This is a genomic window from Streptomyces sp. NPDC002573, from assembly GCF_042889625.1.
Taxonomy (GTDB): domain Bacteria; phylum Actinomycetota; class Actinomycetes; order Streptomycetales; family Streptomycetaceae; genus Streptomyces; species Streptomyces gibsoniae.
In genome coordinates, this window is sequence record NZ_JBIARC010000032.1 from 74,339 (window position 1) to 96,971 (window position 22,633).

Here is a 22,633-nt window from a genome sequence, read left to right on the forward strand (position 1 = left end):
TGTGAGGAACGGGAGGTTCAGAGGGAGAAGCGGGTCTCGGCCAACCGGTACAGGCGGCGCCACAGCAGCCGGTTGAGTCCGACGACGTACAGGCTCATCACCGCCACTCCGGCGATCAGATGCGGGTGGTCGCCGTGTTCGGTAGCCTTCGCGATGTACGCGCCAAGGCCCGTGGCGGTGAGGGTGGTGCCGCCGAAGGTGACCACCTCGGAGACGATCGAGGCGTTCCAGGCACCGCCGGAGGCCGTGATCCCACCGGTGACGTACGACGGGAAGATCCCCGGAATGATCAGTCGGCGCCATCGCTGCCAGCCGGTCACGCCCAGATCGTCCATGGCCTCGCGCAGATCACTGGGGATCGCCATGGCACCGGCGATGGTGTTGAACAGGATGTACCACTGCGCGCCCAGCGCCATCAGCAGTGTGCCGCCGACGTCGATGGACAGCCCGGTCTTCAGGAAGAACCACACCGCGAGCGGGAAGAGGAAGTTGGCGGGGAAGGACGCCAGCACCTGCACGACCGGCTGGGCGATCCGGGTCAGCCGCGGCGAGAAGCCGATCCGCACGCCGATCGGCACCCACACGACCGTCGCCAGCGCGACCAGCACCACCACCCGGGCGAGCGTGGCCAGGCCCAGCAGCAGCGGCTCGTCGAACACATCGAGACCCGTGCGGTCGTAGAGATAGCGGCCGAGGTCGATCAGACCCCATATGATCAGGCCGCCCGCGACGAGGGTGAAGACGATGTCTCCGGCGCGCTGCCGGGTGCGGTCGACGATCAGCGGCCGATCGTCGCGGCCGAAGACGCGGGCCGCCCTGCTCAGCCCGTGCCCCACCGGGCGCAGTACCCGCCCGAGCAACTGCGGCCAGTGCGAGCGGCGCAGGACGCCCAGTACGACGGACCGCTGGACCTCGCTCGCCTCGGACTGCTCATTCTTGAACTTCTCCGCCCAGGCCGTCAGCGGCCGCCAGAACAGGAAGTTCACGCCGATCACCATGACCGCCATGACCAGGATCGCCCAGCCCACCTTGCCCAGGTCGCCTTCGGCGATCGCGGCGCCGGCGTAGGAGCCGACGCCCGGCAGGGCATAGCGCTGGCTGTCGACGCTGATCGCCTCGGAGGCGACCAGGAAGAACCAGCCGCCGCCGAAGCTCATCATGCCGTTCCAGACCAGGCCGATCATCCCGGCCGGCACCTCCACCTTCCAGAACCGCATCCAGCGGGTGAAGCCGAACGACCGTGACAGCTCGTCCAGTTCCCGCGGGAGGGAGGTCAGGGCGTAGTAGAACCCGAAGGCCATGTTCCACGCCTGAGAGGTGAAGATCGCGAAGATCGCGGCGCACTCCAGGCCCAGCATGGAGCCGGGGAACAGGGCGACGAACCCGGTCACCGCCACGGTCAGGAAGCCGAGCACCGGGACCGACTGCAGGATGTCCAGGGCGGGGAGGAGGATCCGCTCCAGCCTTCTGCTCTTGGCAGCGGCATAGGCGTAGACGAAAGTGAACACGATCGACAGGGCGAACGCGGCGAACATCCGCAGCAGCGAGCGGGCAGCGTCGTAGGGCAGCCGCGCCGGATCGGTGTCGACCCTCACGTTCTGGTGGGTGTTGAACGCGATGGTGGTGCCGTGCCCCACGCGCAGCACCCCGTACAACGTCACCAGCACGGCCGCGGCCACCGCCGCGTCCACCCAGGAGAACCCGGACAGGCGCCTGGGCAGCCTCGCCCTCGGCGGCATGCGCACCGCCGTCTCAGCCGGCTCGTTGTCCGTACGGATCGACATCACGAGAACCTCCGCCCCCCACCGGGGCACGACGACACGCCCGACCGCCACGCACGCACCGGCGTGCCGACGGCAGGGCAGGGCAACCCCGGACAGCATGGGAAAAACAGGTAAGTAAGAAGGGGAAGTGGGAAAGGCCCACCCGGGCACCGCCGCCTCAGCGGAACTGAGGTCGTGCCCGGCGCGAGAAACAGGGCCGAGCGGCCCGGTGGGCAAGTGTCAGCGAATGCCCTGGAGGCAGCACGGACTGGGAGGGTCTGCGCTCATGGCCGCCTCCGTTTCGTGATGTGACTCCGACCCGGCCACGCTCAGCGCATGCACAGGACCCGACCCCAAGAGTGTGGCCCTTGTTGCATTGATACGCAAATAAGGGGGTGCGGCAACTCGGCCTCCGAAGCACCGGCGCACGCCCGAGTGACACTCTCGCCAGGGTTGCAAAGCCAACCAGTAGTCCGCAGGATGGAGCCGAGCCGACCATAAAGCCCGAAGGGAGCGGCTGCCGGCCGGCCAGGACTTCGGCAGATCGCAATCCTGACATGCGGCGCCATCCATCGGAACGGGCCAGGTGCCTCGGGGTCCCGGGGCAGGCCCCCGGCCTCTCACCTACGGCGTTCGCACACCCCAGCTCATTCCTTTCACGGCACCGTCCACCCCCCCGAAGGAAGCGCCGCACTCACGTACTGCGCGCGCGGTCGAGGTGACGCGGCACCCCCTGTTCAGCGCAACAGAAGCAAGGTGGGTCCCACCGTCGCGGACGGTCCATGGTGCATCCAGGACAGGAGAAGAATCGATGACGATACGCGCCCGGCGGCTCGGCAGACGCCGCTCCACGGCTCTGCGCACCGCGGCCCCACTGGTCTCCCTGGTGCTGGCCGCTTCCGCATGCGGCGAAGCAGCCGCGCACGGGAGTGTCACCGGCTCCGTCAGAGCCGCCCCGGACAGCCCTGGCGCGCTGGCTCCTGGCGCCACCGGCTCTCTGCCCGGCTACTCTCCCACCGGGGGAACCTCGGCCACCACCACTCTTTCGGCCGCAATCGCCGCTTCGGGTGCCACCTTCACCGCACCGGCCAACGCGAGCGTCGTCCCGCCCCTGGCCGCCGCCACCTGTGTCGACAAGTACTTCTCCGCCATGACCACCGCACAGCGGGTGGGACAGCTCTTCATGGGGGGCGTCTCCGCGGCCCGGGCCGACCAGACTCAAGTGCGTACTCTGCGGGCCAACCACGTGGGGTCGATCATGCTGACCGGACGCAGCACCGCCGGCACACGGGCGACCAAGACAGTGGTCGACGGCGTCCGGAGCCAGGCGGACGTGGTCGGCGGGCATCGCGTGGGCATGTTCGTCTCCACCGACCAGGAGGGCGGCCAGGTGCAGGTGCTGAGCGGCCCCGGGTTCTCGACCATACCCAACGGGCTGACTCAGGGCAGTTGGTCGACCACGACCCTCCGCAGCCGGGCGACCGACTGGGCCAAGCAGTTGAAGGCCGCCGGCGTCAACCTCAACCTGGCTCCGGTCGCCGATGTCGTCCCGGCCTCCCTCGGTACCCGCAACGGCCCGATCGGCCGCTACTACCGCGAGTACGGCCACACACCCGACGTCGTGAGTTCCCACAGCGGCGCCTTCGCCAGTGGTTTCGCACAGGCGGGCGTCATGACCACGCTCAAGCACTTTCCCGGGCTGGGCCAGGTGCTCGGCAACACCGACACCACCGCGAACGTGAAGGACTCGGTGACGAGCGCCGGCAGCGCGAGCCTCACCCCGTTCCGTAACGGCATCCGGGCGGGTTCGCCGTTCGTGATGATCTCACTCGCCACGTACACCAAGATCGACTCACACCATCTGGCGGCCTTCTCGTCGACCGTCATCGGTCAAGTGCTGCGCACCCAGCTCGGCTTCAAGGGCGTGGTCATCTCGGACGACCTCGGCCAAGCGGTGGCGGTGCGGTCCTTCACCCCTGCCCAGCGAGCGGTCAACTTCATCGCGGCGGGCGGGAACATGATCCTGACGGTGCGGCCGGACGTCGTACCGGCGATGGCGCAGGCGGTCCAGACCCGGATGCAGCAGGACGCCGCCTTCCGCGCCAAGGTCAACGACAGTGTGCGTCGGATCCTCACCGCCAAGCAGAACGCGGGCCTGCTCGTCTGCAGCTGAACGCCCGCCGGGCCGCAGCCCAAGACGAAGGATGGGTGGCGCGGGCCCTGGCCTGACGGGCCCCGTAGAGCCGATGGCAGCGTTTCTGTGGGCCGTCGGTGGCAACGTGGCCCGCAGCCGCTCGTGCCTGCCTCAGGGGCACCCGCGCCACCCTGCACAATCACCCCGGCCAAGACGTACGGACGTGTCTGAGCGGCTGAGGAGAACGACCGATGGACACAGCAGGACGCCCGGACCGCAGAACCCTGCTCGCCGGCGGGCTTGCGGGTGCGACGATCATGCTCGCGAGCTGTTCATCGACCAGGACGGCACCGACCGCGAAAAGTCTTTCGCCGGAAGCACGCCCGACCTCGCCCGCCACCGCGCTCGCCAGACTGGTGGAAGGCAACAAGCGCTGGGTGAGCGGAGATCTGCGACACCCCGACCGGGACCCGGACCGGCGTCAGCTCGTGGCGCAGGAGCAGGAGCCCTTCGGAGCGATCCTGTCGTGCATCGACTCCCGCGTGCCTCCCGAACTCCTCTTCGACACCGGCCTGGGTGACCTCTACGTGATGCGCACCGGCGGGACGGCGGCCGGCCCGGTCGTCACCGGATCTGTCGAGTACGGCCCCATGACGAGTGGCACTCCGCTCGTCGTGGTCCTCGGGCATCAGCGCTGTGGCGCCGTCAAGGCGGCGTACGGCGCCCTTCAGGACGGTAAGCGGCTGCCCGGCAATCTGCAGGCGATCGCCAGGGCCCTGCGGCCGGCGTACCAGCAGGCGGTACGGGAAGGGGGCACGGACCCGGTCGAGACGATGGCCCGTGCTCAGGTCAAGTTGACCGCGAAGGCGCTGCGCTCCAACGATGACCTCGCACCGCTCGTGGCCAAGGGCGCCCTCGCCGTGGTCGGCTCCTACTACTCGCTCGACACCGGCAAGGTGGAGGTCCTGGACGGCGCGCCCTCCTGATGACCCATCGGAGGAAGCGGACAGTCGTTGCGGGGCGGGCGAACGGGACCGGACCACCGCACCGAGGCATCCCCAAGCTGCCGACAGGGCATGCCGCTTGCGGAGTAATGAGCGGGTTGGACTGTTCGGCCGTGTCACGCTGTGGCCTCGTTTGATCACGGTCGTGTCAGGAGGCCGGGGTGTACCGCTCCGATGAGTGGCTGTACAAGCGGATACGTCGTGACCGCAGGGCGGACCCCGAGGTCTCGGCTCAGGTGTCGGCCCGGAGCAACCGAGCGACCTGGAACGCCGTGGCGAAGGCGCGGGCGTCGGCGGACGAGGGCAGGTCGAGGCGTTCGAGGTGCTGGGCGGAGTACGCAGCAGCCACAGGTTCCGCTGCTGCGCGGCCAGTTCCCGGCCGCCGCCGTCATCGCCGGGATGCAGGACGCACACGAGTTCGGATCGGCCGGCACCGATCTGGTGGCCCTCCAAGCCCGCAAGGTCGTTGACAACCAAACCCTGGAGACGGATCGCGGCGCCCGCGAGCATGAGACCCATCCCCGCGGCGGCAAAGGTCATCTCGCCGCGTGCAAGGCGCCGTCCACCGGCGGTTCCGCGTCCGCTGCCGGACCCGGCCACGTACGACCGGCCGTCGAAGCCGACCACCAGAACCGTGAACCAGAAGGGCACGAGCGCATGAGCCCCGCGAGGACCGCCGAGCACCCCGAGACCGCGTCGATGCGACCCGTGCAGTCTTCACGTACGAAGGAGGCCGGGGCCGCCATGCACCTCAGCTCGGTGATCGCCCGCTTCAGCACCATCGGCCACTTGCGCCTGGACGAGTTCGGCTGCCCGGCCCCGGACGAGAGGGCCACCGAGAGCGTGTACCGCTCCACCGGGCCGTCGTGATGACGGGCGGCGAGGGGGGGAAGGCGCCGAGGCGGCCGCCCCACTCTGACCTGCTGCTGCGTCTGGACGCCGAACTGAGCCGGATCGACGAGCAGTTGCGCGCCCTGGCCGCTGCGAAGGACCGGATCCAGGACTTGCTGGACGCGGTGGTGGCCATCACCAGGGAGATGGAGTTGCCCGCAGTACTGCACCGCATCGTGACCACCGCCATGGATCTGGTCGGCGCCCGCTACGGGGCACTGGGCGTACTCGACGAGTCCGGTGAGCACCTTGAGCAGTTCATCGCCGTCGGCCTGTCCGAAGGGGAACGCGCGGCCCTGGCCAAGGTGGGGTTTCCGCGCGGCATGGGCGTGCTCGGACATTTCATCCACCACCCCGAGCCCCTGCGGCTCGACGACATCGCCTCCCACCCGGCCTCCGTCGGGTTCCCGCCCGGCCACCCACACCTGGGCACCCTGCTCGGCGTCGCCATCGGCATCCGCAGCGAGATCTACGGCGACCTCTACCTCTCCGAGCGACGCGACGGACAGCCCTTCGACGTCTACGACGAGAACATCGTCATCGCCCTCGCCAGCGCCGCCGGCGTCGCCATCGACAACGTCCGCCTCTTCGAACAGGATCGTGCCGGATCAGAACAGTTCCAGCGGTTGCTGCTGCCCACGCTGCCCGACATGCGGCCCTTTGACGCGGCCGCCATCTACCGACCGGCCACCGAACCCAGCCCGCTCGGCGGCGACTGGTACGACGCCATTCTGCTGCCCGACGGCGCTGCCGCGGTGGTGATCGGCGACGTGGTCGGCCATGACCTGCACGCCGCGGCCGCCATGGCCTCCACCCGCAACATGCTGCGCGCTCTGCTGTTCCACCTGCGCACTCCGCCCAGCGAGATCCTCGCCCAGCTCGACCGCACCCTGCAGGCCATCACCGACAACCCCGTCACCACCACCAGCCTGGCGCGTATCGAACCCGCCGGGTCCGCCTGGAGGCTGCACTGGAGCACCGCGGGCCACGTCCCACCTCTGCTGATCACCCCCGACCGCCGGGCTCAGTACCTGTCCGCCGAGCCCGGACTACCGCTGAACGTCGCCTGCGGACACGACCGCCCGGACCACACCCACCCCCTGCCTCCGGACTCCACCGTGGTCTTCTTCACCGACGGGCTCATCGAACACCCCGACCACCCCATCGACGAAAGCCTTGCCGCACTGGCCGAACTGTCCATCAGGTACGCGGCCCTGCCCTTGCAGGACTTCGTCCGGGCCCTGGCCGACCACCACCCCAGCGACGGGCACGACGACATGGCCATCCTCGCCCTGCGGACCCCCCGATGACCGCCGCTCACCGTGACAGGCTGCGGCGCGGCGGCATGAGCGTTCTGCAGATCTGCACCGTCGCCGCGCTCTATTACGCGTCCGGCAGGCTGGGGCTGCTTCAGGAACTCGTGCGCGGCCAGGTCACCCCGCTGTGGCCGCCGACCGGCATCGCCGTGGCCGGCCTGCTCCTGATCGGCCTGAGGGTCTGGCCCGGAATCGCACTCGGCGCGTTCCTGATCAACATCTCGCTCGGGCCATCGGTCCCCGCCGTGCTCGCGATCACGGCAGGCAACACCCTTGCGCCCCTGTGCTCGTACGCGCTCCTGCGCTGCGCCGGGTTCCACACCGATGTCGACCGCTTCCGCGACGCGCTCGCACTGGTCTTCCTCGGCGGGCTCACCGGCATGCTGATCAGCGCGACGGTGGGCAGCGTCACCCTGCACCTCGCACACGCGCTTCCCACCAACGGGTTCTGGTCCACGTGGTGGGTCTGGTGGACCGGTGACACGATGGGCGTTCTCGTGGTCACACCCGTGCTGCTCGTCCTGCGCTCGACACACTGGCCGAAGCTCGCACCAGCCATCCGCTGGGAAGAGGGAGCGGTGCTCGTCACGGCCGCCCTCGGCGTCGGTTTCCTCGAAAACGCTCCGGTCCCGCTGATCTTCCTGGCCTTCCCCCTGGTGACCTGGGCCGCCTTCCGCTTCCAACTCTCCGGAGCCGCACCCTGCGCGCTGGCCGCATCCACCGGGGCGATCCTCGCCGCCACCCGCAGATCAGGCTCGTTCGCCGGTCACACCGTTCTCACCGACATGGTCGCCCTACAGGCGTTCAACGGAGCCGCCTCGATGACCGCGCTGCTGCTCTCCGCAGCCATCACCGAACGGAACCAGGCCCAGGCGAAGATCGAGGAAACCTGTAGGCGGCTGGCCGAGATGACGGCACGGATCACACCGGACACAGGTGGCCCGTCGACGCCTCCCGTCGACCGGGGCAAAGAGGGGGAGGACGGCGGACCTGCGCGTCCGTCGTGATCGATCGACTCGCAATCGATCCACTCGTAATCGATCTTTTTGTGATCGATCCCCTTGTGATCGACCGCAGCACCGTCACGGACAGCCGACGCCGACCGAGGAGTCCGGTCCGGCGACGGCCCCGCCCCGATGTGCACGGACACCCTTCATCTCGATTGTGTAACGAGTCTGGTCCAAGAGGGATTTGAAAGGTTCATGCCCATGTTGGCTGGCCCTCGGCCCTCGGCCACGCAACGGATCGAAGGTAACCCTGCCTGTCATCTCGCCCACCGCCCTTCGGAGGTCCACGTGTCACCGCTCGACCGCCGTACGTTCCTCAGAGGAGCAGCCGTCGTCGGCACCGCTCTGGGGCTGGACGCACTGCCCGCCACGGACCACTCAACGGCATCAGCCGCATCCGGGGCCATCACCGATGTGAAGCACGTGGTCGTCCTGATGCAGGAGAACCGCAGCTTCGACCACTACTTCGGCGCCCTCAAGGGCGTCCGGGGCTTCGCCGACCGCAGCGCCATCACGCTGCCGGGCGGCTATTCGGTCTTCAACCAGCCGTCCGGAGCGGGGCGCCAGTACCCGTGGTCGATGAGCGCCACATCCCCCTGGCTCGGCGTCGACGGTGAGCGGCTCGCCCAGTGCGACGGCTCGCTCGACCACGGGTGGTCCTCGCAGCACAAGGCCTGGAACAACGGCAAGATGGACAGTTGGGTGTCCGCCAAGGGCACCAACCGCACCATGGGCTTCCTCAACCGCGGTGACATCCCGTTCCACTACGCCCTCGCCGACGCCTACACCCTGTGCGACGCGTACCACTGCTCGATCCTCAGCGCGACGGGCCCCAACCGCACCTATCTCTGGGGCGGCATGATCGACCCCAACGGCACCGTCGGCGGTCCCGCGTACGACGGCGCGGACGAGTCCGGCCTGAAGTGGCAGACCTACGCGGAGGCGCTGCAGAACGCGGGCGTGAGCTGGAAGGTCTACCAGAACGCCGGCGACAACTTCGGCGACAACGGCCTCGCCTACTTCTCCGTGTTCGCCAACGCCTCGCCAGGCAACCCGCTGTACGACCGGGGCATGGCGTCGGTGCCGCGAGCCACCGGCTCGACGCCTGACGACATCGCGGCCGCCATCCGGCACGACGTACAGAACGGCACGCTTCCGCAGGTCTCCTGGGTCGTCGCCAACCAGGGCTTCTCGGAGCATCCCTCCGCCCCGCCGAACGACGGTGCACACTTCATCAACCTGGTGATGCAGGCGCTCGACGCGGATCCGGCCGTCTTCAACTCCACCGTTCTGTTCGTCAACTACGACGAGAACGACGGCTTCTTCGACCATGTGCCGCCGCCGGTCCCCCCGACCGGAACCTCGGACGAGTTCGTCAACGGAGCGCCGATCGGGCTCGGCTTCCGGGTGCCCATGTTCGTGATCTCGCCCTGGAGCCGCGGCGGCTGGGTCAACTCCCAGGTCACCGACCACACGTCGGTCATCCAGTTCCTGGAGACCTGGACGACGGCACTCGGCACCCCCGCGCGCTGCCCGAGCATCAGCGCCTGGCGTCGCAAGGTGACCGGCGACCTGACCAGTTGCTTCGACTTCACCTCCCCCGTCTACGGGATGCCGTCCCTGCCCTCCACCAGTACGGTCATCGGCCAGGTCCACTGCTATCTGCTGCCGAACCCGAACTCCAACACCAACGCGCTGCCCGCGCAGGAGCCGGGCACCAAGCCGGCCCGGGCCCTGCCGTACCAGCCGAACGCCTACATCGGCCGGTTCGACTACAACGCGAACGGTCAGGTCCTGGCCTGGATCGACCTGGCGAACCAGGGCGTTCAGGCCACCGAGGCGGTGCACTTCTCGGTCTACGCCAACGCCTACCGCAGCGGCGGCCCGTGGCAGTACACCGTCGACCCCTACAACGCCGCCACGCACACCGATGGCCAGGTGGAGGACTACATCAACGTCGGCAGCGGCTACGGCAACGGCCTCTACGACCTGAGTGTCCTCGGCCCCAACCGCTTCCTGCGCCGGTTCACCGGCAATGCCCTCGGCCCGGCCAAGGACATCGAGGTCGGCTGCTTCTACGCCCCGGCCCCGAACACCGGTAAGCAGGCGGTCTGGTTCCGTATGACGAACCAGACCGCCGCGGACGTGACCTTCACCATCACGTCGAACAACTATCGGGGCGACGGCCCCTGGACCTATCGGGTAGTCGCCGGACAGTTCACGGACGACTACTTCAACGCCGTGGCGTACAACGGCGGTTGGTACGACTTCACCGTCACGGTCGGCGCCGACAGCTCCTTCTCGCGGCGTTTCGTGGGCCACATCGAGACGGGTGCGGCCAGCGTCACCGGCTGAGTCATCGGTCCGCACCCCGCCCAGGGTGCGGACCGAACCCCATCCTCAGCGAGCGCTGCCCAGGTTCCGATCCGTGTCGGAGCCTTCGAGCATGAGGGTGACTTCCTCGATACGGCGAAAGCGCCCGTCGGATGCGAACTCGCCGAACAGGTAGACCTCCGTACGCACGGTGGATCCGTCCCGCTTCGTGACGTGGACCGTGTGGCGGTCGGCGTAGCGAGTGCCGTCGTACATCTCGTCGTGGACCTCGACGGACACCTCGGCGACGACCGTACGGAGGTGGGCGATGTGCTCCAGGAAGCCGTCGCGGTCGTCCCACCGGCCGTCCGTGCGCTGCCGGTAGTCGGGGGCGAAGTGCCGGCCGGCAGCCTCACGAAGGTCAAGGCCGGAGTCGAGGAGCAGGTCGGCCAGTGCGGCGGCGATGCCGGTGCGGTTCATAACGCGATCCTTTGTGGTGTCCAAGGGGCGTCCAAGGGGTACCCCAAACCGAAGTACGTGCGCGACGCACGCTTCTTGCATCACTGTAGCCCATACGCGTGCGCCACGCACGCTAATCTGGGAGGCATGAAGAACGATGTGGGGCACGAGATCGCCGACGCCCTGGGCGTACTGCTCAAACGCAGCACCCGTGTGGAGCTGTACCGAACCCTGACCGCCGGCATGGGGGATGCCGTGGACGAACTGACCTACCCGGTGCTCAGCGGGCTGGCCAGGACCGGGCCGCGAAGCGCCGCCGATCTGGCCCCGGATGCCGGACTCGACCGCTCCGGCGTCACCCGTCGTGCCTCCAGGCTCGAGGAGGCAGGGCTCGTACGACGTGAACCGGACCCCGCGGACCGTCGCGCGACGCTGCTCGCCCTCACGAGCGAGGGCGAGCGGACGGTGGAGATCCTGCGCCAACGCCTGTCCACCCACATCGAGGCCAGCCTCGCCTCATGGTCGGCCGACGAAGCCCGAACCTTCGCCGACCACCTCCGGCGCTTCGTCGACGACGGACCGTTCGCCTGAAGATCGTCCCGTCCGGACCTCGGAGCGAAGAAAAGAGATTGCCTCAAGACCGGGGCTCCCGTTGGCTGAGCGCATGACGGAACTGCACACCGATCGCCTCACCCTGCGCGGATGGCGTGACTCGGACCTTGCACCATGGGCGTCGATGAATGCCGATCCCGCGGTCCGGGAGCACTTGGGCGACCTACTCACCCGCGAACAGAGCGATGCGTCTGTGGCACGGTTCCGGGCCGAGTTCGACCTACGAGGCTACGGATGGTGGGCGGTCGAGGTGCGGGCCACGGGCGAGTTCATCGGCTTCTCGGGCCTGGACCGGGTGGACGACGACATGCCGTTCACCGGAGTGGAGATCGGCTGGAGGCTCGCCCGCCCGGCCTGGGGCCAGGGCTACGCCACCGAGGCCGCACGGGCTGTCCTGGCCCACGGCTTCGAGACGCTTGAGCTTCCCGAGATCCTTGCCGTGACCACGGCCGCCAACCTCCGTTCGCAGGCGGTGATGCGCCGGATCGGCATGACCCGGAACCCGGCCGACGACTTCGACGACCCCACCGCACCCGAAGGACCACTGCGCTCGAACGTGCTCTACCGCATCCGCCGCGGTCCACGGATGTGACGTCTCCCCCCAGGAAGCTCTTCCCGATAACTCGGTGACGACAGGTCCGTCGGCCGGACACACTGCGGGAATGGCTGATCATGATGGAGCCGTTCCGGCAGCCGGCTTCCGTTTCAAGCCCACGCTGGACGGAGACTGGCAGCGCTGCGACCGGTCACGGTGAACGACACGAACGCGCTCTTGCCCATGTTCCAGGACGCGGAGACGATGCGGCTGACCGGCCACCACGCCGAGGGCGAGCCCGACGAAGCACGGCTACGGGCCTGGTACGGCACACGTGCCGACCACGATGGCCGTCTGGACCTCGCGGTGGTGGAGAAGGCGACTGGGGACGTCGTCGGCGAGGCGGTCCCCAACGAGTGGGACGCGGGCAACGAGGGCTGCAACTGCCGTATCGCCTTCGGGCCCGGCGCGCACGGACGCGGGCTGGGAACCAAGGCGACCCGGCTGATCGTCCGTTACCGCTTCGAGAGGCTGGGGCCGCACCGCATCTCGCTCGAGGTGTACGCGTTCAATCCGCGAGCCCGCCGCGTCTACGAGAAGGTGGGCTTCGTGCCGGAGGGGGTTCTGCGGGACGCGCTGCTGTGGGAGGGCGAGCGGGTGGATGCCGCCCTGATGTCGATCCTCGCACCGGGCTGGTTCGAGCACCGGGGGTGGCCCGAGCGGGTTGGCCGGGCGTCGTCTTACAAAGGCTGACACGATGAGGTGGATCCGCATTGCGGAAGGTGCCTGGGTGGTCCGTTGAGCGTTGTCCCGTGCGTGGGAGCACCATGGCTGAACCCGCAGTTCGAGCCGAGCGCCTCGCGCCCGGCTCGAACTGGTCGTGGACCTGGCGGAGGTCAGCCCACGGTGATCGCGTTCCAGGTCAGTTCACGCTGGTAGCCGTGGCGCCACCCACGGGTGCGGACCGGGTCGGTGCGAGGGGAGTCCCCGTTCGGGGACTTGGCATCGACGTTCTGTCCGCTGTCCCAGAAGGACTGCAGCGCTGCCGCACCCCAGTCTTCCTGTCCTCCCCACGACCACAGCTCGCCGTTCGCACCCAGACTTGAGGTCCCGGGGGCCTCCATCACCACAGCGCCCTCGTTGCCACCGGTGTAGGCCATCACCTGTCCCTTGGCCGGATTGAATAACGTGAACTGCGAGGCAGGGCCGAATGCCATCCACGAGCAGTACGGGTCGCCGGTGTTGATCGGCTTGAGCCAGACCGATTCATCCGTGGGACTGGCGCACAGCACATAGCCGTGGAACGTGCCGCTCTCGATCATCACGGCCCCGGACAGAGCGTGCGGTGCGGCAGCGGCCGAAGCCGCAGGCATCGCCGTGAAGAGGGCCGCTGCGACCCCAGCCGTGGCGAGGCCGGCCCGGAAGCGGCGACGACCGCGAGAAGCCCACTTGGTTCGTGTCATGCGAAGACACTCCTTTCGACCTTCAGAACAGGTCAGGTGCATGTCAAATGCGGCCTACGCGCACCCCGCTCACGGAGTGCGCGAGGAGCGTAGCCGTTTGTGAGGGTCGCGCGTAGATGATGTGAGGATTCGAAGGCGCTGCGGGCAGAATCCGGCCACCTCAACTGGCGCAGCGTCAGATCGGTGGGTGCCGCAGTTTCGGATGGCGCGGTTGCCGGCGAGTCGCCGACAGCGGGCGGTTGACAGCCTCTACCCGCGGTGGAGTGCGATCACGAGAAGTCCGCTGCCGATGCCCGGCCCGTGGTCGGCGCCAACCCCGTGAACACGATGGCCAACATGCGGGAACGCACCTCGGGCTGGCAGACAGGCGAAGCCCCTGGTGGATGGGGTTTTGACCAAGAAATCCGTCTCCACCACAGTCTTCGTGCGCTTGCCTACCCGTCCGGCATCGACGTGTCCAACTCTGCCCACCGCCTCCTGTCCACCAAGCGGCGTCAGCACCGCCGGGAGCTCGGTTCCCGGTGACGGCGCCTCTGGCCGACTGCGCTGGGCTTCACCGGCCCTGCCCGGAGCCGTCCATGACGTCCGGGCTACTCGTGAGCCTGGCATCGTCGAGGCTCTCGACCAGGCCGAAGTCGCCTGCTGGGCCGACGAGGGCTACCAGGGCGCCGGAGGCACACTCCTGGCGGCTCCTTCGCAAACTCCGGTGCTCGACCACCCGCATCACGAGTCTCGTCCAAGCTGTCCCCTGCCTGCATCTGGCAGGCTCAGACTGAGGCTGGAAAAGGCGCACTGTGTCGATTTCAGCGCCGGCTGTTCATTCGGCGAGCGCAGGATTCCATCGACGCCGGCTCGCGCTCGGCCGGACACCCCCAGCGGAGCGCTGGGCGTGCCCCTGCGCCGTCGTTCGGCAGCGTGACGTTTTGGGCCTCGGCGCAGGCGAACACGTCAGTCATGGTCAGGCGGGCTGCCACAGCTCGATCCGATTGCCCTCAGGATCGGTCACCCAACCGAATCGACCGATGCCCTCCATCTCCTGAGTTTCCTGGGCCACGTCCGCTCCCCTGGCGCGCAGTTGCGCGAGCATCGCCTCCAGGTCGCGGACTCGGAAGTTGAGCATGGTCTGCTGGGTGCGGGACCCGAAGTACTCGGTCTCGGACTCGAACGTCGCGAACACCGTCGCCCCGGCCTCCTGATGCCACAGGCCATGCTCATCGGCGTCCAGGCCCAGGCATTCGCGATACCACGCATTCAAGGCCGCAGGGTCGGCGGCTCGCATGAAGTGTCCGCCGATTCCAAGCACACGTTCCATGTGCCTATCTTGCCAGGACGGCGATCGGGCGGGCCGTCACCACACCATCGCCCACTTCATACCTCCATGTCCATCGTGGAGGACTCGTCGGACGGCGAAGGCGTCACTGCGGTCGGGCTCGGTAGAGGTCGCGCAACAGGGCGATCTCAGCCCCGTGGTGCAGCAACTCCTGGTTGACCCACCACACGATGTCGATGAGCGGCTCCTCCGGGTCGCTGCCGTGCGGGTAAGTGCAGTACCCGACGGTGTCGAGTGCGGCGTCGTCAACGCTCAGCAGGGCCGTCCGCCAGGCCGCGGCGGCGGTGTCGAAGGCCACGACCGCCCCCGCGGCGTCCCCACTGACGGGGTAGTCGTCCCGGGTCAGCGCGTGGTTGCCGGCGGTGTGGTCGGCGCGCAGGGCCAGCATTTCGCTGAGGTGGCTCAGGCGCCACGCGATGGTGGTGAAGGGCGGTGGCCACGGGTGCGGGTAGGAGGCGGCGTCGCGTCCCCAGTCGCCGGTGCCCGCGAGGAGAGTCGCGCGCGACCCCGGCCCGTCCACGCGCCGCCGTACCGACCAGCAGCCGGGCACCGGTTCCCAGAGGTACTCCTCGTCGGTCATGGGGCCACCGACCTCCGTGGCCGCCCCGTCGCCGCTGTCCATCACCGGCCCGGTCATACGGTCGGCAAGACGCTTGCGTGCGAAGTCGAACTGCTCCAGCAGGGAATACAGGCGGGGCGGTGTCGTCATCGGACGCTCCTGTGTCGAACGGGCCCAGGGACGATCCGCCACCCTGCCACAGCCGGCCCACAGCCGCGGCTCAATTTCCGATGCCGCTTCACACGTCCCGCAACGCCTATGCGGAATCAAGAACCTTCGCCAGGACCAGTTCTCTGCGCACGCCGTCCGGCGTCAGGTCGCCCAGTTCTCCGGTGTCCTTGAAGCCATGACGCTCGTAGAGCCCGATGGCGGCACGGTTGTCCGGCATAACCGACAACCGCAAGGTCTTGGCATCCCTCCGCACAGCCCATCGTGCGATATCTTCGACCAAGAGGTCTCCAACCCCCTGACCGCGAACCGTGGGACTGACCCACAAAGAGATCAACTCCGCGACATCCGGATGTTCGGCCGGGACACCACTCACCATACCGACCGGCCCGTCCCGCCGGACTGCGACGATGTTGCGAGAGCCGGGAATCCCGAGACGAGCCCGCCAACGTTCCTCCCGGTCGCCCTGCCCCTGCCACTCCGCCAACGTCGAGCCGAAGGCATACGGCGCCTCGGTGAGCGCCGCCAGCCGCAGCTCACGCCACACCGGCCAGTCATCCGGGCCCAGAGAACTCAGTTCGATCATGCCAAGACGATGTACCAGGACCGGTTCTACCCGCAACCAAGATTGAAGGCGGAGCTCGAGGAGTTCCAGCTTGGCCCGACCCGGCCTGACCCGTCTGTTCGGTGGGGTGGTGATGAGGCATCAGACCCACTCCGCGCAGCGCGGGCAACGGCCGCAACGCCCCGGGCTGCCGGAGCCCGCCCGGCCAAGTCCCCGGTTGCTTCGGCTGATCAGCCTGAGCAAGCCTCCGCCCGGCCCGCGCGCACCGGACCGGAGGCGGGGCGGGCCGATGTCCGCGCGGGGGTGGGGCGGGGGCCGCCGGGGAGCGTCCGCAGATCTCGGGTTGCGCCCCCTGGCAGGGACGAGAGCATGTTGAAGCAGGGGTCCCCCTTGCAGGCCGGACAGAGGACTCGACATGGAAGGCGGGTGCCCGATCCGACTGGCGGCGCCGGACGCCGCGTACGGACGTGCGTCCTTTCGTCGGCTCCTGCCCTTGTCGACAGCACACGCCACACCAGGCCTCCTGCAGATGTCGACACCCGAGATATTGGAGGGAAGAGGCATGGGAGACGAGAAATCCTCACGCGACCTCTTCCGACGGTTCGCCCGCACGGTCCTGGCCCATCGCAAGGGCGGTCACAGCGCCGACCAGGACGCGGAACGAGCGCGGGAGGTCTATCAGAGTTCCACCATGGGGGCGCTCATGGAGGGCGTGTACGACGGCGACGTCACCGTGGGCGAACTGCTCCGCCATGGCGACTTCGGGGTGGGGACCTTCAATCACCTCGACGGCGAAATGCTGGTCCTGGGCGGCGTCTGCTACCACCTGCGGGCCGACGGTTCGGTGGAGGTAGCCGACGGCAGCGATCTGACCCCGTTCGCCGCCTTGACGTGGTTCAGCACCGAACAGACCGCCCATGTGTCCTCGAGCATGAATCGTGCCGAACTGACGGCGTTCATCGACGAACTGATCCGTAGCGAGAACCTGATGTACGCCGTGCGGATCACCGGCCATTTCGCTGAAGTGCGGACACGCACGGTCCGCGAGCAGACACCGCCATATCCACCGCTTACGGATGCGACCCGGGGACAAGCCGAGACGACGTTCACCGATATAACCGGGACGCTCGCCGGATATCGCACGCCGGATTACGAACAGGGAATCGGAGTGGCGGGCTATCATTTGCATTTTCTCGATGAAACACATACCCATGGCGGACACTCGATCGAATTCCGCATCACGAAGGGAAGGATCGAGATCGCCGCCCGGCCCGAACTCCACCTCAGCCTGCCGAACACCCCTGAGTTCCTCGACTCCGATCTGACCTCGTCCGACTTGTCGGAGAAAATCCGCCAAGCCGAAGGAGAATGAACGTCTCTGAACGTCCCTGTCGACTACAGCCACAACACCGCCCCCTTCGCCCAACTGCACGAGGGCGTGCTCGAGTAGCGCCGTCGAGGGCACCCGGGCATCAAGTCACCCACGGCGTGGCCGAACTCGGCGTCATCAACGGCATCGCCCGGGGCGGCAGCAGGGCGACGATGACGGTCATGGCACTGTCGACGGCGTTCACGAAGTTGTTCCGTGTGCGGCACCCGATCGCGCTGGCGCCCATGGGTGGGTCGGCCGGCGGCGCGCTGGCCGCTGCTGTGTCGCGCGGCGGCGGGCTGGGGTTGCTGGGCGGCGCGCGCGGGGACCGGGACTGACTGGCCCGCGAGTTGCCGGTCGTGGCCGGGTGCGGGAAGCCGTGGGGGGCCGGGTTCCTGTGCTGGTCGGCCGGTGTCGGCGCGGCCGAGCAGGCCCTGGAGCACGGCCCCGTGGCGGTGATGCCGTCCTTCGGCGACCCGAGCCCGTTCGTCGAGCGCGTCCGCGCAGCCGGTGCGGCGGTGATCGCCCAGGTCACCGACGAAGAGGAGGCCCGCAGGGCGGTGGGCCTGGGGGCGGACGTCATCGTGGCGCAGGACACCGAGAGCGGCGGGCACGGGGCTCGGCGCTGAAGGGCCACCTTGCCGTTCGTGCCGGTCGTGGTGGATCTTGCGGCACCGGTGCCGGTGCTCGCGGCCGGTGGGATCGCCGACGGCCGGGGCGTGGCCGCCGCCTTGGCTCTCGGGGCTGCCGGGGCGCTGATCAGCACACGTTTCCAGTCCACGGCCGAAGCCCCGGTCGACCCCTCGATCACCGAGGCGATCATCCGCGGGCGCGGGCAGGACACGGAACGCAGCAGCGTCCTCGACATCGCCCGGGAATCCGGATGGCCGGCCGAGTACACGGCTCGCACGCTCGGCCATCCCTACCTCGATCGCCGGCGGGGCCGGGAAGCGGAACTCGCTGCGGACCCCGGGCCCGGCAGACCTACCGGGCCGATGTGGCACGCGGCCCTGTGCCGCCGCTGCCGGTGTGGGCGGGTGAAGGCGTCGACCTCGTCACCGACCGGCCTCCCGCGGCTGCTCTCGTCGCCGCACTGGCCGCTCAGGCCGACCACGCCCTGGCCCGAGCTGCGGGACGCTGAACGACTTCTTCGGGCCGGGCTGGAGGGTTCGGTGATATCCCTCACAGCAATTGGCGATCTACACGTGCCCGATAGTAGAGAGCACCTTGCCGACAAAACGGAATTTGTCCGGCTTGAGCCCGGCGTATGACAGGCCGGGCCCTGAGGTGTTGCACTCGCTCGGCCCTTGCGCTCATTCCGCAAATGCGGCGGCCTTCTGACGCGATAGCAGACCTGCTTCAAGGCCACCCCGGCCGGACCAGCATGCCCTCACGCCCGCCGCAAGGGCCGTCCTGCCCTACTAAGCGGCCTAGTAAGAAGCCTCTTTGCTCTCGCTATGGCGCGGTCCTAAGAATCGTCCGGCAGAAGGTCGCCGCAGTTCAGGAGCGGATCTTGAGGTCACGCATGGGAAAGCATCGCAAGGACAGCCGCTACCGGCGAATAATCATGGCTGCCGTCGCCGTGGGAGCCGTGGGCGCGCCGAGCGCCGCTCTGGCGTGCGTCGACTGGCAGGGCGGCGGTGGGAAGCAGACCCACAACGACGCGAAGGCCTCGACCTCGGTCTCCTGGAGCCACCCGGACCGGCCGCACCTCCTCTACGGCGAAGTGAACATCGTGCCCAGCGTGACGCCGTCGAAGACTCCGACGGCCACCAAGCGCACTCCTAAGGCCGCGCCCAAGCGCAAGGCTCCCGTGCGTCCCCGCGCCACGCAGACCGAGGCCGCCCAGCAGCACCAGGCACCCGCCGACAGCCCGAAGGCCAGCGCCACCCCCACCCCCACGGCGACCGCCACGGCAGTTGCCGCCGCTCCCACGGCGCCCGCAGCCACCCCCACGGCCTCCGGGGTCACCGCCCGCGTCGTCGAACTCGTCAACGCCGAGCGCGCCAAGGTCGGATGCTCGGCCTTGACCGTGAACGCGACCCTCACCAAGGTCGCGCAGGCTCACAGCGACGACATGGCGTCCCACCAGAACATGTCGCACACCGGTTCCGACGGCTCCTCCCCCGGCGACCGGATCACCCGGGCGGGCTACATCTGGAGCACCTACGGCGAGAACGTCGCCTACGGTTACGCCACTCCCGAGCAGGTCATGGCGGGCTGGATGGCCAGCCCCGGCCACAAGGCCAACATCCTCAACTGCGACTTCAAGGAGATCGGCGTCGGTCTCGCCCAGCCCAACAGCTACTGGACCCAGGACTTCGGCACCGCCCAGTAAGCAGATCCTTTCACCCTGGCCGAGGCACGCCGTGGGGGGACCGCTCATCGGCCGCGGCCCCGGTCCGGCCCCTCCCCTGCCGGTAGGGTCTGCTGCGGGCCGGGCTTCCGGCCCGCACGACCATGAGCGGCCCAGGAGACACGGTGCGGCAGGAGCACGGCAGCCCGGACAGCGAGCTGCGCTACCGGAGGGTCGCGGCCGAACTCCGCGAGGCGATCATCGCGGGCGAGTACGCCACCGGCGCGAAGCTGCCTCCCGAGGGGACCCTGGCCGAGCGCTACGGCGTCTCCCGGGGCACGATCCGGCATGCGCTGGCCGTGCTGCGCTCGGACGGTCTGGTCACCTCCCGGCGCGGCACCCCGCGCACGGTGCTGGGCGGTCCCCGGGCGCAGAGCTTCTCGGAGCTGCTGAGCTTCACCAACTGGGCGCGCTCCATCGGCGAGACGCCGGGCGGCCGGCTGGACCGCGTGGTGCGCCGGCCGGCCGAGCCCTTCGAGGCCGGGCAACTGGGCCTGGAGCCGGGGACGGAGGTGTATCTGGTACTGCGGCTGCGGACCCTGTCCGGGGAGCCGGTGATGGTCGAGCGGTCCCTCTACCCCGCCCGGGTGGGCGAGCTGGTGGCGGAGCTGCCGCCGGACGTCGTCTCGCACACCGAGGCCCTGGTCATCCACGGGGTGCTCTTCACCGACGCCGACCACACCATCGACCTCGCGTGGGCCGACAGCGACGACGCCCGGCTGCTGGAGTGCCCGCCCGGGCAGGTCCTGCTGCGCGAGCGGCGCCGCACGACGGATCCGGCGGGGGTGCCGGTGGAGTGGTCCGAGGACCGCTACCTGCCCGGCACCATCGCCTTCACCGTGCACAACTCCGTGGCCACCTCCACCCTGGGCCGCCGCCTCCGGCCCGGCACGGCAACCCCTGGGACCTAGAGCTGCGGCCGGAAAGGTTCAACGGCTCGCGACGCCCGGCACGGCACCTCGCCGCGTTGTCGCATCACCCGAGTACATCCAGTACACGGGCGATGCTCCGCCTTGCGACGCTCCCCCACTGCCCCAGCACCGGACGCCGCGAGCCTTCCGGCAAACCTTTCCGGCCGCAGCACTAGCCGCGCAGCAGCGCGGTCAGCAGCGGGAGGAAGTGTTCGAACGGCGGGGTGACGGCGTCCGGGTCCTTGGCCTCGTCGTCCCAGCGGCGGACGGCGACCGCGTCGGCCGCTCCCGGCAGCGCGGCGAACCGGTCCGCCTGCGCCGCAGTCATCACCCCGCCCTGGACCGCGAGCGTGTACTTCGACGCCTCCGAGAGCCGGTCGTGGTAGCCCGGTTCCACCGCGCACAGATAGCGCTTGGCGGCCACGTGCAGCCGGACCGGTTCGGTGACCTCGGGCCCGAACCAGCGGCCCAGTGCGTCGGCACCGGTGTGGCTGTGCCGGTTGTCGTTGCCGGACATCAGCTCCCGGCCGGTGACGACGTCGTCCTCGACATGCCCGACATCGTGCAGCAGCGCGGCGGCCACCAGATGCGGCGGGGCACCCGCGGCCTCGGCCCTGGCCCCGGCCTGCAGCATGTGCTGGGCCATGGAGACCGGCTCGCCCAGGTACTCCGTCGTCCCGGCCCCGGCGAACAGTTGGACCAGCGGTTCCAGGGTGTCCGCTCGGCGCAGCACGGCCAGGGTGCTCGCCAGCCCGTCCAGGTCGGCGTAGCAGCCCTGGAGGTGACGTGCTCCGTCCTTGGCGAACGCGGTGCGGGCGTGCAGCAGCCGGGTGTTGTCGAACACCAGGCAGTCGCCGGGCACCAGGCGCAGGTCCAGACGCAGCTCCGGGCGCTCCAGCAGCTCCGCGAAGGTGCGGTAGGCCGTGTAGAACGCCTCCAGTGCGTCGGCCGACAGCCGCAGGGTGCCGATCGAACGGTTGTTGAAGCGCACCTCGCGTACGCGGCCCAGCGGGTCGGTGTCGATCAGTGGGCGGTCGGCGCGCAGTTCGGTCCCCGCGTCGCGGAAGACGAACGGTACAGGTGTACGGGTGAGCACCTCGAACGCCTCCGGGTCCTCGCGCCGCAGCAGCGCGGCTGCGGCGAAGCCGTCGACGAGGCCTGAGTCCCCGCCGTCCGCGTCGTTGACCAGGCAGTGCAGCAGCTGCACGGTCGGAACCGGGTCCCGGTACGGGTTGTCGGTGTGTGGTGTGATGGCGACCGAGGTGAAGGCGAGGTTGTTCGGGTCGGGCTCGACGCGTACGTCGAAGAGCTTGCCGTAGTTGGTCTCACGGACGTAGCCGAAGGTCTCCGCCACGGCGAGCACCTGGCCCTCGCGCTCGGGCACCCCGCGCAGCACCATGAAGCCCAGCCGCAGCACGGACTCCAGCATCCGCGCCCGCAGGGCCGGCTCGGCCAGGTACTCGTCCCAGTCCGCCGTGGGCACCCGGCCGGTCAGATCGCGAGCCGTCCACAGTTCCTTGCCGGCTTCGGTGCGCCGGTCCCGGCGCTCCGGTCGCCCGGGCCGATGGGCCTCCAGCCAGGCCTGCGGGTACGTCGAGCGGTGCCCGTCGGGGCCCCAGGTCACCTCGACGGCCGGCGCCCCGGCGCTGTCGGCGGCGGCCACCGCGGCGACCCGCAGCCCGTCCGGAAGGGAGCCGATCTGGAACAGCTTCTGGCCGGAGCGCGGATCGCGGCACTGGGTGCAGGGGCAGTTGTCGCGGAGCCACATCACCGGCAGGTCGCCGATCGGGAAAGCGGGCAGGGGGGACACGTTCACTCCTCGGGCAAAGTTGTATAGCCAACTTCCCCGACCGTCACAGCCGGACACGTCCTGGGAGT

The 22,633-nt window shown here is 69.1% G+C and carries 22 protein-coding genes and 1 pseudogene; 16 read left to right on the forward strand and 7 right to left on the reverse strand.

Features of this window, described 5'->3' with window-relative positions; genetic code table 11:
• Positions 1 to 17 precede the first annotated feature (17 nt).
• Entirely contained in the window at positions 18 to 1,784 is a 1,767-nt protein-coding gene (locus ACFYX0_RS27445; RefSeq protein WP_388973969.1) for an ABC transporter permease, read from the reverse strand.
• A gap of 790 nt (positions 1,785 to 2,574) precedes the next feature.
• On the opposite strand from ACFYX0_RS27445, the gene ACFYX0_RS27450 reads away from it, so the two are divergent.
• The 6 genes from ACFYX0_RS27450 (at position 2,575) to ACFYX0_RS27475 (ending at position 10,470) form a co-directional block, all read left to right on the forward strand.
• Positions 2,575 to 3,936, forward strand: a complete 1,362-nt coding sequence (locus ACFYX0_RS27450; RefSeq protein ID WP_388973971.1) for a glycoside hydrolase family 3 N-terminal domain-containing protein — start codon at positions 2,575 to 2,577, stop codon at positions 3,934 to 3,936.
• Positions 3,937 to 4,148: 212 nt separating this feature from the next.
• Positions 4,149 to 4,883, forward strand: coding sequence for a carbonic anhydrase (locus ACFYX0_RS27455; RefSeq protein WP_388973973.1), 735 nt, complete (start codon positions 4,149 to 4,151; stop codon positions 4,881 to 4,883).
• Positions 4,884 to 5,300: 417 nt separating this feature from the next.
• A complete protein-coding gene (locus ACFYX0_RS27460; protein WP_388973975.1) occupies positions 5,301 to 5,771 on the forward strand; it encodes a hypothetical protein in 471 nt (156 codons plus the stop codon).
• Positions 5,771 to 7,102 (forward strand): PP2C family protein-serine/threonine phosphatase, encoded by a 1,332-nt coding sequence (locus ACFYX0_RS27465; protein ID WP_388974026.1) that lies wholly within the window; start codon positions 5,771 to 5,773, stop codon positions 7,100 to 7,102. Before ACFYX0_RS27460 ends, ACFYX0_RS27465 begins: the two co-directional genes overlap by 1 nt.
• Positions 7,099 to 8,115 (forward strand): MASE1 domain-containing protein, encoded by a 1,017-nt coding sequence (locus ACFYX0_RS27470; protein ID WP_388973976.1) that lies wholly within the window; start codon positions 7,099 to 7,101, stop codon positions 8,113 to 8,115. Before ACFYX0_RS27465 ends, ACFYX0_RS27470 begins: the two co-directional genes overlap by 4 nt.
• Before the next feature lie 288 nt (positions 8,116 to 8,403).
• Entirely contained in the window at positions 8,404 to 10,470 is a 2,067-nt protein-coding gene (locus ACFYX0_RS27475; RefSeq protein ID WP_388973978.1) for a phosphocholine-specific phospholipase C, read from the forward strand.
• A gap of 45 nt (positions 10,471 to 10,515) precedes the next feature.
• On the opposite strand, the gene ACFYX0_RS27480 is transcribed toward ACFYX0_RS27475, so the two are convergent.
• On the reverse strand, positions 10,516 to 10,908 hold the full coding sequence (locus tag ACFYX0_RS27480; protein WP_388973980.1) for a nuclear transport factor 2 family protein: 393 nt from the start codon (positions 10,906 to 10,908) through the stop codon (positions 10,516 to 10,518).
• A 126-nt stretch (positions 10,909 to 11,034) separates the two neighbouring features.
• On the opposite strand from ACFYX0_RS27480, the gene ACFYX0_RS27485 reads away from it, so the two are divergent.
• The 3 genes from ACFYX0_RS27485 (at position 11,035) to ACFYX0_RS27495 (ending at position 12,787) form a co-directional block, all read left to right on the forward strand.
• A complete protein-coding gene (locus tag ACFYX0_RS27485) occupies positions 11,035 to 11,478 on the forward strand; it encodes a MarR family winged helix-turn-helix transcriptional regulator (protein ID WP_388973981.1) in 444 nt (147 codons plus the stop codon).
• Between the two features lie 73 nt (positions 11,479 to 11,551).
• Positions 11,552 to 12,091 carry a GNAT family N-acetyltransferase gene (locus ACFYX0_RS27490; protein ID WP_388973983.1) on the forward strand — a complete coding sequence of 180 codons (540 nt, stop codon included), beginning with the start codon at positions 11,552 to 11,554 and terminating at the stop codon, positions 12,089 to 12,091.
• Between the two features lie 186 nt (positions 12,092 to 12,277).
• Positions 12,278 to 12,787: a GNAT family N-acetyltransferase gene (locus ACFYX0_RS27495; protein WP_388974028.1), complete on the forward strand. Its 510-nt coding sequence runs from the start codon at positions 12,278 to 12,280 to the stop codon at positions 12,785 to 12,787.
• Positions 12,788 to 12,930: 143 nt separating this feature from the next.
• Here the strand turns inward: ACFYX0_RS27495 and ACFYX0_RS27500 are convergent, their stop codons facing one another.
• Complete coding sequence (locus ACFYX0_RS27500) at positions 12,931 to 13,497, reverse strand: hypothetical protein (RefSeq protein ID WP_388973984.1); 567 nt, start codon at positions 13,495 to 13,497, stop codon at positions 12,931 to 12,933.
• A 535-nt stretch (positions 13,498 to 14,032) separates the two neighbouring features.
• On the opposite strand from ACFYX0_RS27500, the pseudogene ACFYX0_RS27505 reads away from it, so the two are divergent.
• Positions 14,033 to 14,273, forward strand: a pseudogene (locus tag ACFYX0_RS27505) (IS5/IS1182 family transposase); the annotation flags it as partial.
• Between the two features lie 182 nt (positions 14,274 to 14,455).
• Here the strand turns inward: ACFYX0_RS27505 and ACFYX0_RS27510 are convergent.
• The 3 genes from ACFYX0_RS27510 to ACFYX0_RS27520 form a co-directional block, all read right to left on the reverse strand.
• Positions 14,456 to 14,809, reverse strand: coding sequence for a VOC family protein (locus tag ACFYX0_RS27510; RefSeq protein ID WP_388973985.1), 354 nt, complete (start codon positions 14,807 to 14,809; stop codon positions 14,456 to 14,458).
• Between the two features lie 103 nt (positions 14,810 to 14,912).
• On the reverse strand, positions 14,913 to 15,536 hold the full coding sequence (locus tag ACFYX0_RS27515; RefSeq protein WP_388973986.1) for a DinB family protein: 624 nt from the start codon (positions 15,534 to 15,536) through the stop codon (positions 14,913 to 14,915).
• A gap of 106 nt (positions 15,537 to 15,642) precedes the next feature.
• Positions 15,643 to 16,140, reverse strand: coding sequence for a GNAT family N-acetyltransferase (locus ACFYX0_RS27520; protein ID WP_388973987.1), 498 nt, complete (start codon positions 16,138 to 16,140; stop codon positions 15,643 to 15,645).
• A 541-nt stretch (positions 16,141 to 16,681) separates the two neighbouring features.
• Between ACFYX0_RS27520 and budA the strand changes: the two genes are divergently transcribed.
• From budA to ACFYX0_RS27550, 6 genes are all read left to right on the forward strand, one after another.
• Positions 16,682 to 17,491, forward strand: a complete 810-nt coding sequence (budA, locus tag ACFYX0_RS27525; RefSeq protein WP_355923751.1) for an acetolactate decarboxylase — start codon at positions 16,682 to 16,684, stop codon at positions 17,489 to 17,491.
• 116 nt (positions 17,492 to 17,607) lie between these two features.
• The gene (locus ACFYX0_RS27530; RefSeq protein WP_388973988.1) at positions 17,608 to 17,826 is read left to right on the forward strand and encodes a nitronate monooxygenase; all 219 of its coding nucleotides are present in this window, start codon (positions 17,608 to 17,610) and stop codon (positions 17,824 to 17,826) included.
• Positions 17,827 to 17,847: 21 nt separating this feature from the next.
• Positions 17,848 to 18,117 (forward strand): nitronate monooxygenase, encoded by a 270-nt coding sequence (locus ACFYX0_RS27535; RefSeq protein ID WP_388973990.1) that lies wholly within the window; start codon positions 17,848 to 17,850, stop codon positions 18,115 to 18,117.
• Positions 18,118 to 18,135: 18 nt separating this feature from the next.
• Positions 18,136 to 18,759, forward strand: coding sequence for a nitronate monooxygenase (locus tag ACFYX0_RS27540; RefSeq protein ID WP_388973992.1), 624 nt, complete (start codon positions 18,136 to 18,138; stop codon positions 18,757 to 18,759).
• 254 nt (positions 18,760 to 19,013) lie between these two features.
• Positions 19,014 to 19,826, forward strand: coding sequence for a CAP domain-containing protein (locus ACFYX0_RS27545; protein WP_388973994.1), 813 nt, complete (start codon positions 19,014 to 19,016; stop codon positions 19,824 to 19,826).
• A 143-nt stretch (positions 19,827 to 19,969) separates the two neighbouring features.
• Positions 19,970 to 20,755 (forward strand): GntR family transcriptional regulator, encoded by a 786-nt coding sequence (locus ACFYX0_RS27550; RefSeq protein ID WP_388973996.1) that lies wholly within the window; start codon positions 19,970 to 19,972, stop codon positions 20,753 to 20,755.
• A 172-nt stretch (positions 20,756 to 20,927) separates the two neighbouring features.
• Here ACFYX0_RS27550 and ACFYX0_RS27555 read toward each other — a convergent pair whose 3' ends face one another.
• On the reverse strand, positions 20,928 to 22,565 hold the full coding sequence (locus ACFYX0_RS27555) for a TauD/TfdA family dioxygenase (protein ID WP_388973997.1): 1,638 nt from the start codon (positions 22,563 to 22,565) through the stop codon (positions 20,928 to 20,930).
• Between the last annotated feature and the right edge of the window lie 68 nt (positions 22,566 to 22,633).

What these genes read in the sequence shown, in the direction of transcription:
- ACFYX0_RS27515 (WP_388973986.1), bottom strand. Translation starts at nt 15,536, where the DNA reads ATGACGACACCGCCCCGCCTGTATTCCCTGCTGGAGCAGTTCGACTTC.
- ACFYX0_RS27445 (WP_388973969.1), bottom strand. Translation starts at nt 1,784, where the DNA reads ATGTCGATCCGTACGGACAACGAGCCGGCTGAGACGGCGGTGCGCATG.
- ACFYX0_RS27455 (WP_388973973.1), top strand. Translation starts at nt 4,149, where the DNA reads ATGGACACAGCAGGACGCCCGGACCGCAGAACCCTGCTCGCCGGCGGG.
- ACFYX0_RS27470 (WP_388973976.1), top strand. Translation starts at nt 7,099, where the DNA reads ATGACCGCCGCTCACCGTGACAGGCTGCGGCGCGGCGGCATGAGCGTT.
- ACFYX0_RS27450 (WP_388973971.1), top strand. Translation starts at nt 2,575, where the DNA reads ATGACGATACGCGCCCGGCGGCTCGGCAGACGCCGCTCCACGGCTCTG.
- ACFYX0_RS27465 (WP_388974026.1), top strand. Translation starts at nt 5,771, where the DNA reads ATGACGGGCGGCGAGGGGGGGAAGGCGCCGAGGCGGCCGCCCCACTCT.
- ACFYX0_RS27460 (WP_388973975.1), top strand. Translation starts at nt 5,301, where the DNA reads ATGCAGGACGCACACGAGTTCGGATCGGCCGGCACCGATCTGGTGGCC.
- ACFYX0_RS27545 (WP_388973994.1), top strand. Translation starts at nt 19,014, where the DNA reads ATGGGAAAGCATCGCAAGGACAGCCGCTACCGGCGAATAATCATGGCT.
- budA (WP_355923751.1), top strand. Translation starts at nt 16,682, where the DNA reads ATGGGAGACGAGAAATCCTCACGCGACCTCTTCCGACGGTTCGCCCGC.
- ACFYX0_RS27495 (WP_388974028.1), top strand. Translation starts at nt 12,278, where the DNA reads ATGTTCCAGGACGCGGAGACGATGCGGCTGACCGGCCACCACGCCGAG.
- ACFYX0_RS27500 (WP_388973984.1), bottom strand. Translation starts at nt 13,497, where the DNA reads ATGACACGAACCAAGTGGGCTTCTCGCGGTCGTCGCCGCTTCCGGGCC.
- ACFYX0_RS27520 (WP_388973987.1), bottom strand. Translation starts at nt 16,140, where the DNA reads ATGATCGAACTGAGTTCTCTGGGCCCGGATGACTGGCCGGTGTGGCGT.
- ACFYX0_RS27510 (WP_388973985.1), bottom strand. Translation starts at nt 14,809, where the DNA reads ATGGAACGTGTGCTTGGAATCGGCGGACACTTCATGCGAGCCGCCGAC.
- ACFYX0_RS27480 (WP_388973980.1), bottom strand. Translation starts at nt 10,908, where the DNA reads ATGAACCGCACCGGCATCGCCGCCGCACTGGCCGACCTGCTCCTCGAC.
- ACFYX0_RS27485 (WP_388973981.1), top strand. Translation starts at nt 11,035, where the DNA reads ATGAAGAACGATGTGGGGCACGAGATCGCCGACGCCCTGGGCGTACTG.
- ACFYX0_RS27490 (WP_388973983.1), top strand. Translation starts at nt 11,552, where the DNA reads ATGACGGAACTGCACACCGATCGCCTCACCCTGCGCGGATGGCGTGAC.